This is a genomic window from Bifidobacterium sp. CP2, assembly GCF_018555635.1.
GTDB lineage: Bacteria > Actinomycetota > Actinomycetes > Actinomycetales > Bifidobacteriaceae > Bifidobacterium > Bifidobacterium saguinibicoloris.
The window spans coordinates 18,040-28,638 of record NZ_JAFEJX010000007.1; the positions used below are offsets into that span (position 1 = coordinate 18,040).

At 66.0% G+C, this 10,599-nt stretch carries 7 protein-coding genes; 5 read left to right on the forward strand and 2 right to left on the reverse strand.

Annotated elements, in window-relative coordinates; translation table 11 throughout:
* Positions 1 to 136: 136 nt before the first annotated feature.
* Positions 137 to 2,056 carry an alpha-amylase family protein gene (locus JS531_RS06790; protein WP_214314378.1) on the reverse strand — a complete coding sequence of 640 codons (1,920 nt, stop codon included), beginning with the start codon at positions 2,054 to 2,056 and terminating at the stop codon, positions 137 to 139.
* Between the two features lie 227 nt (positions 2,057 to 2,283).
* Positions 2,284 to 2,835, reverse strand: a complete 552-nt coding sequence (locus JS531_RS06795) for a 4'-phosphopantetheinyl transferase superfamily protein (protein WP_214314380.1) — start codon at positions 2,833 to 2,835, stop codon at positions 2,284 to 2,286.
* A 506-nt stretch (positions 2,836 to 3,341) separates the two neighbouring features.
* Here JS531_RS06795 and JS531_RS06800 point away from each other — a divergent pair.
* The 5 genes from JS531_RS06800 (at position 3,342) to JS531_RS06820 (ending at position 10,399) form a co-directional block, all read left to right on the forward strand.
* Entirely contained in the window at positions 3,342 to 4,400 is a 1,059-nt protein-coding gene (locus JS531_RS06800; RefSeq protein ID WP_214314578.1) for a LacI family DNA-binding transcriptional regulator, read from the forward strand.
* Positions 4,401 to 4,649: 249 nt separating this feature from the next.
* Entirely contained in the window at positions 4,650 to 5,975 is a 1,326-nt protein-coding gene (locus JS531_RS06805) for an extracellular solute-binding protein (RefSeq protein WP_214314382.1), read from the forward strand.
* An 11-nt stretch (positions 5,976 to 5,986) separates the two neighbouring features.
* Positions 5,987 to 6,901, forward strand: a complete 915-nt coding sequence (locus tag JS531_RS06810) for a sugar ABC transporter permease (protein ID WP_214314384.1) — start codon at positions 5,987 to 5,989, stop codon at positions 6,899 to 6,901.
* A 22-nt stretch (positions 6,902 to 6,923) separates the two neighbouring features.
* Entirely contained in the window at positions 6,924 to 7,862 is a 939-nt protein-coding gene (locus JS531_RS06815) for a carbohydrate ABC transporter permease (RefSeq protein ID WP_214314386.1), read from the forward strand.
* 422 nt (positions 7,863 to 8,284) lie between these two features.
* Positions 8,285 to 10,399, forward strand: a complete 2,115-nt coding sequence (locus JS531_RS06820) for a glycoside hydrolase family 32 protein (RefSeq protein ID WP_276313205.1) — start codon at positions 8,285 to 8,287, stop codon at positions 10,397 to 10,399.
* The last annotated feature ends 200 nt before the right edge of the window (positions 10,400 to 10,599 follow it).

Consider the following 10,599-nt stretch of genomic DNA (forward strand, 5'->3'; position numbering starts at 1 on the left):
TTATGCCGTGTTCGTTTTCCTTACGATGATCTTCACGAGGCTCTTCCATACCCCACGACCGTACGCCGCGACGGACGGAAGTACAACCGGAGACCGGGACCGCCGGACGCAGGACGCAGGACCCGCCCGCCGGGCGTCACTCGTGCGCGACGACCACCTGCGAGCCGTACGGCTCGAGCGCGATCTCGCGCGGCAGCGGCACGCCGTCGATGCTGTCGAGCACCGCGGTCTCGTCGGAATCACGGAAGTTGAACACGCCCACCACCACGCGGGAGCCGGACTTGCGGACCACGGCGAGCACGCCGTCGTCGTGCGCGTTCCACGTGGTGACCCAGGCGTCGGGCGCGAAGCACGGGTCGTGGCGCATCGCGCGCAGATCCTCCATGCCCTCCCACAGACGGTTCTGCAGCGTGCCGGACTTCTCGCGCAGCGCGGCCTTCGACCAGTCGAACGGGCTGCGGTGCAGGTTGCGGCTGTCCTCGATGCGGTCCGGATCCTCCTTGTACTCCCAGCCGTTCAGCTGGCCGATCTCGTCGCCGCAGTTGAGCATCGGGAAGCCGCGCAGGAACGCGCACGCACGATGCATGAGCAGGTCGCGCCTGACGGACTTCTCATAGGCGACATGGTCATGCGTGATGAGCGCCTTCTCCACGCCGCACAGGGACGCGGTGGTGCCACAGCTGCGCGCGTCGCCGGTGGCGGCGTCGTAGTTGTACAGCTCGCCCATCGACCAGCTGCCGGGCGTGCAGCCCTCGTAGAAGTGGTAGAGGTACTGCTTGTGCAGGAACGGGTCGATGCCGAGGCGACGCTCCTCATCCTCGTCGAGACCCCAGCCGATGTCGTCATGGCAGCGCAGATAGTTCACGAACCAGCAGTTCTCCGGCAGGGCGTTGAGCTTGTCGAGCTGCGCAGCGAGCAGACGCGTGTCGCCGGTGGCGAGCGCGCCCCACAGGTTCACCATGATGGACACGTTGTACAGCATGTGGCATTCGGGATGCTCCGGGGTGCCGAAGTAGGCGGCGAGCTCCTTCGGGGCCATGACCACCTCGCCCTTGAGCACCACGGCCGGGCAGACCACCTCGAGCATGATGCGCATCATGCGCACGATGGTGTGCACCTCGGGCAGATTGCGGCAGTTGGTGCCGAGCTGCTTCCAGATGTACGGCACGGCGTCGATGCGGAACACCTCCACGCCCAGGTTGGCGAGATGCATGACGGAAGTCATCATGGCCGTGAACACCTTGGGGTTGCGGTAGTTCAGATCCCACTGGAACGGGTAGAACTGGGTCATGACCCACTTGTGCATCTTCTCGTTCCACGTGAAGTTGCCGGGCGCGGTGTTCGGGAAGACCTGGGGGACGTGCGCGTCGTACTCGTCGGGCACGGTGCGATCGTCATAGCAGAAGTAGTAGTCCTGGTATTCGGGGTCGCCTGCCTGGGCCGCCTTGGCCCAGCGGTGGGTGGAGGCGGTGTGGTTCATCACGAAGTCGAGGCAGAGGCTGATGCCCGCCTTGCGCAGCTTGGCGGTGAGGTCGGCGAGGTCCTGGTTGGTGCCGAGCTGCGGGTCCACGGTGTCGAAGTCCTGCACGGCGTAGCCGCCGTCGTTGTTCGGGTGGGGCATGTCGAGCAGCGGCATGAGGTGCAGGTAGGTGAGCTTCTGCTCCTTCAGGTAGTCGATCTTGCCGGCGAGCTTCTTCAGGTCTCCGGCGAAGAGGTCGGTGTACATGGTCATGCCGAACATGTCGCCGCGCTTGTACCACTCGGGGTCCTGTTCGCGGGCGCGGTCAAGGGCCTTGAGGTCGGCGGGGCGCATGGCGTGGGCGGCGGCCATGGCGCTTTCGAAGACGCCGAGCTCCTCGCTGTCGCCGTAGAGGGAGCGGAACAGGCCTTCGAGCTCCTCGCGATGGCGGGCGAAGCGCTCGTTGTAGATGCCGCGTTCGGCGGGGTCGTAGGTGGAGGGGGCGGTTTCGGCGACGGTCTCCGCGGAGACGTCCGCGTGCGCGGTGTCCTTGCGCGTGGTGCGACGATGCGTGCGGTTGGTGTGGTGCGAGGCCATCTTCAGACTCCTTCTTCGGCGTTCCTGCTTGTCATGCCGTTCGACTGTTCGGCTATGGCGACCGTTCGTTGTCGCGGTGCGTTGCGTCCAGTGTATGCGCGTGCGATTCACGTCTCAAACCGGTTCGATACCGGCGTGTCGAACCGTTTCGATATGTGCCGCGCCATCGGCGCCGCGGCAAACGGCCGCCGAACAACTCCCGGCGGCCGAAAACCGCGGAAAGCGGGTCAACGGGAGCAGAGCATGACGACGGCGGAGGCGACGGGGCCGTCGTGACTCAATGAGATATGCCAGATCGGACCGGAAGCCGCCGCGGACACGGCCATACGCTCGGCTGCGGGCGCGGCGGAGGCGGCGGCCATCATCGCAGCCGGAGTCGGCGTCGCCTCGGACGCGGAAACGGAAACGGACGACGGACCGCCGGCGACGGGCGGCAGGGAGGAGCGCAACGCGGCCTCGACGTCGGCGCGCAGATCCACATGGGGCACGCCGCGCGAATCGTCGAGGATCTCGACGCCGGCCCACGGGAAATCATCGAGCGTGTACGGCAGCGGCATCTCCCCCAGCGCCTCGCACCACGCCTTGAGCACCGCCTCCTTGCCGGCCCATCGCGCGGCGAGATGCACGGCCTCGCCGTCGTTCTTGAGACGGGCGCGCGACATGGCCTGCCGCACCTCGCGCACCGAGAACAGGTTCCTCATGCGCGAGCCCGGTTCGGCGAGCTGTTCGCCGAACGCCGCCACGTCGACCACGTCATGTCCCAACCCCAATACGGACATATCCTCTGCACCTCGCATCCCATCGGTCCGGTCATCGCATGACACCACTGTATTGCGCCCCGGCCACCGCACCGGCATCCACGTCCGGCAGCCACGCATCGATCGGATGTCGGCACCATATCAACCCAGTCCCGCCAGAGGCGGATCGCCGACCACAGGCAACCGCAGGTCTGCCGGCATGTTGGATACGAATCACGGATCGACGGCGGGTCGGCCGCCGACCAGCCGCACCGCCGGCGCACCGGACGAACGTCAGTCACACGTCAACCGGACGTCGAACATGCGCGAACGAACGTCCATCGACATACACGATTGACGAAAACGTCAAACAGTCAAAATGTTGACCTCTCTACGAAACAGTCAAAAATGGTGTAAATCCTAGCGACACACCGCATCAACCATTCGTTGAAGTCAAACGTTTGACGTCTTAACTTGGTTAACACAAGCCGACAAAGGCTGGAGAGAGCACCACTGGAGCAACCAAGGGAGGAGGAGCCGTGGTCACGATGAAGCAGATCGCCAAACGCGCCAACGTCTCCATCTCCACTGTCTCCCTCGTCCTCAACAACCGTGACGCCGGCCGCGTCAGCCCGGACGTCGCCGCCCGCGTCCGCGACATCGCCGCAACCCTCGGCTACCGCACCAACCGCCTCGCCAGCGGGCTGCGCACCAACCGCACCCGCATCATCGGCCTGCTCAGCGACGAAGTGGCCACCACGCCCTTCGCCGGCAGGCTCATCGAAGGCGCGCAGGACGCGGCCCGTGCGCTCGGCTACATGCTGCTCACCGTGGGCGTCAACGGCGGCCCCGCCGGCGCCGACCGCGAGATCGTCGCCCTGCGCCAGTACGGCGCGGACGGCTTCGTGTACGCGCGCATGTACAACCAGCAGACCATCCTGCCGCAGTCGCTGGAGGGATGCCCGGTCGTCGTGGCGGACTCCACCGACGCCACCGGCGAGGCCCCCAGCATCGTCCCGGACGAGCACAGCATCGGCTTCAAGGCCACAAGCCACCTCATCGAGGCCGGATGCAAGCGCATCGCCTACGTGGGCACCGTCTACAACATGGTCGCCCAGCCGGGGCGTGTGTCCGGATACATGGACGCACTCGCCGAGCACGGCATCGCGTTCGACCCAGAGATCATGATCAACGTCGAATCCGGCAGCGACGCCGCCGCACGGATGCCCTCCTTCTTCGACAGGCATCCCGACGTCGACGGCTTCTTCTGCTTCAACGACACCCGCGCCTGGTGCATCTACACGGAAGCCATGCGGCGCGGACTGGCCATCGGATCGGATATCGCGGTGGTCGGCGGCGACAACCACCAGGTCATCGCCGAATCGCTCGACCCGCCCCTGTCCACCGTGGAGCTGCCGCACTACGAGATGGGCTACTGGGCCGTCGGCAAACTCGTCTCGATGATCGAAGGCGAGCAGGTCGACCCGTTCCCACGCAACGGATACCCGGTGGACCGCGTGCCCCCGCCCCCGCTGACCGACCACACCGCCAAACTCGACTGCAAGCTGATCGTCAAACAATCCTGGGTGAGGCCGCGCAAACCGTAGCCGCATCCACACCACAAGCCACGCCCCACAAACCGCGAACCACGTCCCCGCCCGCACCGCCAGCCCGCGACGCACCGCAGCGTAACGGACCGACCACCACCCCACCACCGACCACCACCCCAGCAACCAGCCGACCAAGCCAACAACAACCCAACAACCACCAACCAACAGACTTCACACGTACACCGCACGGACCGGCCTCAAACCGGTTCGACATTCAAGGAAGAAACAGGAAAAAGGAGGAGCATCATGCCCCATTCCATCAGGCGAACCGCCGTCAAGGCAATCGCCGCCGCACTCGCCCTGGCGGGCATCGCGACCGTCTCCGGTTGCGGCGAGGCGCAACGCGCCGCCGCCAAGGCCAACGCCAACGAAATCACCATCTGGACGCACACCGCAGGCTCCGAAGCCGAGCTCGCCGGCGTCCAGCAGATCATCAAGGACTACAACGCCAGCCCGGACAAGAAGGCCACCGTCAAGCTCCAGTCCTTCCCGCAGAGCTCCTACAACGATTCGGTGATCTCCGCCTCCTCCGCCGGCAACCTGCCGTGCCTGGTGGACGTGGACCAGCCGAACACCCCGTACTGGGCCTGGGCGGACATCCTCGCCCCGCTCGACGACGAGGCGCTCCTCAAGCGCACCAAGGACCTCATCCCCTCCGCCACCGGCAAGTGGAACAACACGACGTACACCGTGGGCTACTTCGATGCCACCATCGCCCTGTTCGCCCGCAAGTCCGTGCTGAACAAGCTCGGCATCCGCATCGCCACCGTGGACAAGCCGTGGACCAAGGCCGAGATGGACGACGCGCTCGCCAAGCTCAAGGCCACCGGCGAATGGACCTACCCGTTCGAGATCGGCACCGCCGACAACAAGAGCGAATGGTACGCCTACGCGTACGCGCCGATCCTGCAGTCCTTCGGCGGCGACCTCGTCAACCGCAAGGACTACCAGAGCGCCGACGGCGTGCTCAACGGCAAGGAAGGCAAGGCGTTCGCCCACTGGATGCGAGACCTCGTCGACAAGGGCTACATCTCCTCCAAGGGCGGCTCCGACACCGCGCTCGACTTCGTGAACAACAAGTCCGGCCTGCTCTACGGCGGCATCTGGTCGATGAGCACCTTCCAGAAGTACGCCAAGGACTACAAGGACATCGTCGTCATGCCGATGACCGACTTCGGCCACGGCTCCGTCACCGGCGGCGGCTCCTGGACGGTGGGCATGACCACCACCTGCGCCAACAAGGAGGCCGCACAGGACTACATCCGCTTCTCGCTGCAGGACAAGTACATCGCGAACATGGCGAGCGCCGGCATGAACATCCCGACCACCAAGGCCGCGCAGCAGCTGGTCAAGCCGTTCGCCAAGGGCGGCGACATGCAGATCTTCACCGAGATCTCCGAGAAGTACGTGAAGATGCGCCCCGAGACCCCGGCCTACAACTTCATCTCCACCGAGTTCCGCAAGACCATCGGCGACATCATGAACGGCGCCGACGTGGACACGTGGCTCGACAAGGCCGTCAACCACATCGACGGCAACATCCAGGGCGCTGACGGATACAGGAAGAACTGAGAGGACCCATCATGACCAACGCAACCGCACCCGTCGCCAAGTCCACACGCACCGCCGAGCAGCGGCATGAGAACGCCGTCGGCTGGGGCATGATCCTCCCCGCGGCCATCCTGCTGCTCCTGTTCATCGGCATCCCGGTGCTGCTGGCCTTCGGCCTGGCGTTCACCAACGCCCGCACCATCAGCCCGAACCCCACCCGGTTCATCGGCGTCGAGAACTTCACCCGACTGTTCTCCGACCCCACCTTCTGGCATGCGCTGCGCAACGTGGCCGTGTTCGCCGTGGTGGTCGTGCCCGTCCAGGCCGGTCTGGGCCTGCTGCTCGCCGTGCTCATCAACAAGCAGGTGCGCTCCTCCGTGTTCTTCCGCACGGTCTACTTCCTGCCCGTGGTGACCTCCATGGTGGTCGTCTCCCTGCTGTGGATGTTCATCTACCAGAACGACGGCATGCTCAACCAGGTCATGGCCAAGCTCACCTTCGGCCACTGGCAGGCCGTGGACTGGCTCAACAACCCGAAGACCGCGATGGCCGCGATCATCGTCATGTCCATCTGGCAGGCCGTGGGCCAGCACATGCTCATCTGGCTGTCCGGCCTGCAGACCATCCCGGGCGAGCTGTACGAGGCCGCCGAGCTCGACGGCTGCAGCGCCTGGGAGCAGTTCAAGAACGTGACCTGGCCGTGCCTGCGCTCCACGCGCAACATGATCCTCATCACCATCACCATCGCCGCGATGAGCCTGTTCACCCAGATCAACGTCATGACGCAGGGCGGCCCGCGCGACGCCACCACCACCGTGGTGTTCGAGGCGGTGCGCTCCGGCTTCCAGCAGCAGGAGATGGGCTACGCCTCCGCGATCACGCTCGTGTTCTTCTGCATCATCATGATCATCACCGGCATCCAGCGCTACCTGACGCGCGAGAAGTGAACGGAAAGGAAAAGGGTTTCCAATGAGCAACGCAACCGCAACCACCGCGCATGACAAGCGCGCGGCCAAGGAGTCCAAGAAGGTCGCCTACAAGCACAACCGCCTGACCGTGGGCGGATGGATCGTGCGCATCCTGTTCGCCTGCCTGTTCGCCTTCCCGCTGATCTTCATGGTGGTCAGCTCGTTCAAGCCGGACGATGAGATCATGGCGGACCTGGGCTCGTTCAAGGCGTTCCTGCCGGTGGGCCACATCAGCCTCGACAACTACGCGCAGGTGTTCACCCGTGTGCCGGCCGCCACGTTCCTCATGAACTCGGTGATCATCACCCTGGTGACCGTGGTCCTCGGCGTCATCGTCAACTCGATGGCCGCGTTCGCCCTGCAGCGCCTCCAGGTGCGCGGCAAGAAGGTCATCTTCACCTTCATCCTCGCCACCCTCATGGTGCCGTTCGAGACGTACGCCATCCCGCTGCTGTGGTGGGTCAACCAGCTGCCGCGTCCGGCCGTCGACCAGTTCGGCCTGTACTTCACCCGCGGCTGGATCGACACGATGCCGGTGCAGATCGTCCCGTTCATCGCGAACGCGTTCTCCATCTACCTGTACATGCAGTACTTCGAGACGATTCCGAAGGACCTCGACGAGGCCGCCCGCGTGGACGGCGCCGGCTGGTTCCGCATCTACTCGCGCATCATCATGCCGCTCTCCGGCCCGGCCACCGCCACCGTGGTGATCCTGAGCTTCCTGCCGATGTGGAACCAGTACGTGTGGCCGCTCATGGTGGTGCAGTCCGAGAGCCTGCGCCCGGTGATGATCGGCGTGCAGTACTTCCAGCAGATGACCACCTCGTGGGGCCAGATCATGGCGTACAGCTCGCTGATCACCGTCCCGATCATCATTGTGTTCGTCATCTTCCAGAAGCAGTTCGTCAGCTCCATCGCCTCCTCCGGCGTCAAGGGCTGACGCGTCAAGCAAACAGCCCTGTGGGCTGTTTGTAGCGACAGCCGCGAGGAAACACTGAGCCTCGCCGAAGGCGAGTCCTCAATCGCAGGACCGACGCGTCAAGCAAACAGTCCGGTGGACTGTTTGTAGCGTCAGCCGAGCGGCGACAGCCGCGAGGAAACTACCAACCACTCACAATCCCCCGGGGAGGGGAGTCGCTTCGGGCCGCAGGTCCAGCGCCTCCTCCCCTCCCCGCCACACATACTCGCCGGATGGGTTCTTTCCCCTTTTTCACCCATCCGGCCTCATTCATATCCGCAACCGCTATATTGGCAACCGTCCGGCGATCGCCCGCCGACTCCCCCGGAACCATCCAACGGCCGCAGTTCCCGCCGGCACCGACCGCCACGAGCAGGTCGGCCCGTCCATGCAAAGGAGCATCAATGACCACCGTCACCACTTCCGCCACCGCCGCGCCGTCCGACGGCACCGTCATCGCCGCCGACGGCTACACGGCCTTCGAGGCGTTCGTCGCGTACGCCGGGGACGGCGACCGGCCGGGACTCCTGCGTCTGACCCCGATCGCGCCGGACGCAACCGCCGACACCGACGCCACCGCAACCACCGCCGCAACCACCACCGCTCCCCTCGAAGCGACCCTGACGCGCGAAGAGCGCCGCGGCCGCATCACCCTGCCCATCGATCCGGCCGCGCGCTACACGCTGCACGTCGAGGGCCTCGAGCTCGGCTTCGCGTATCTCACCGGCGGCGACGACCTCATCGACCGCGGCATCCGCATCGTCACGCCGGACACGCGCGCCACGGCCTACCGTCCGGACGCGCATTTCGAGCCGGCGCAGCATTGGATGAACGATCCGAACGGCCTGTGCCGCTTCCAGGGCCGCTACCACCTCTTCTACCAGTTCAACCCGTACGGCTGGAACTGGGACGACATGCATTGGGGCCATGCGGTGAGCCGCGACCTCGTGCATTGGACCGACCTGCCGGTGGCGCTGCTGCCGCAGCCGGACCTCACGCGCGAGCCGGATCTGGCCGGCGGCGCGTTCTCCGGTTCGGCGGTGACCGTCGACGACGACGGCCGTATCATGCCGGGCGACGAGGCGAGCGCAATCCGCGCGTATCTGACCCGTCATTGGGAGCGTCGCGGCGACCGCACGTCCGTCATCGAGTTCCAGACGACGACGGTGAGCCGCGACGGCGTGACGTTCGGCCCGGAGACGGAGGCGATCCGCCGTCCCGTGGACGACATGGGCTTCGACTTCCGCGATCCGAAGCTTGACGACACGTTCCTCGACCCGTCCATGTCCTCCGTGGCGTCCTCCGTGACGTCTGCTGTGACGCCCGCCACCACTTCCGCCACTTCCGCCGTCACCTCCTCCCCCGACACCCCCACCCCGGTCATCGTGGTGGCGACGAACCTGCCGTCCGACCAGGCGCCGGCGGCCGGCGAGCCCGGCTCCACGCCGCGTCCGGCGGAGGGCGACTACTGGTTCGGCGAAGGCGGGTTCGCCGCGGCCGGCGAGCAGACGCCGGACATGGCGCACACGCCCGCGCTGGCGCTGTTCCGCGCCGCCGACGGCCGCACGGACGCCCAGGCCTGGGAGTATGCGGGCCCGCTGCTGTTCGAGACGGGGCTCGCCGAATCGTTCACCTACGAGTGCCCGGACGTGTTCGGTCTGGACGGCTCCGCGGTGGCGGTGGGCTCGCTCATGCACCTGCATGACCACACGGGCCGCTTCCAGCCGATCCGTTGGTACGCGGGTTCCGTCGAAAACACTCTCGAAAACGCGGCCTCCCCGTGTCTGGCCGTGGCCGAGACCGGCTGGTGCGATTTCGGCTCCTGCTATTACGCGGTGCAGTCGTTCCGCGACCGTCATGTGGCAGAGGACGGCACGCCCGTGGACCGCCGCATCGCGATCGGCTGGCTGTGCGACTGGTTCGGCGTGCGCATCGAGCGCGAGACCCACGCGAACGGCGTGATGAGCCTGCCGCGCGAGCTGCATGTGCGTGACGGCCGCATGGTCTCCCGTCCGGTGGACGAGGTCTATGACCTGCTCGTCGGCGACGTGCTCGCCGAGATCCCCGCCGAAGGCATCGACCCGCGCCGGCCCGTGGTCGTCGACGCGCCGCGCGGCGCGTACTACGCGGACATCCGCCTGACGCAGGACGCCGCAGACGCCGCGGAACAGCAGGGCGATCCGCTCTCCATGACGCTGGTCTCCGGCACGCGCACCCAGCAGGACGGCTCCGTCGTGCCGGCGTTCCTGAACCTCACGTGCGACGGCGAGCGCGTGCACCTCACCACCGCCGGCCTGCCCACGGACGGCTTCGACTACGTGTCCGCCACCGGTCGCGTGGAGCGCGTGGAGGTGTTCTACGACCGCGGTGTGGCCGAGGTGTTCGTCAACGACGGCGAGGATGCGGGCGCGATCCTCTTCGACTGCGACGGAATGGCCGACGACGGCTTCTCCTCGCCGCTCGTCGTGGAGCGTCTCGACGGCGAGGCCGTCGTCCGGGAACTGCACGGCATCCGCTGAGCGCCCGACCCATCCCAGCTATAAGGGGTACATCCGGCATCTCGCGGACATCCATCTGCGTTACAAGGGGTTGTTGACCGAAGTACAACGACCCCGGAACGGCGGAATGACGTTGCGGGAAAGCCGTCTTGCGGATGAGCGGCACCCCTCATAGAGCAGATAGAGCCCTGCAAGGCCACGAATGTACCCCTTGCAACACG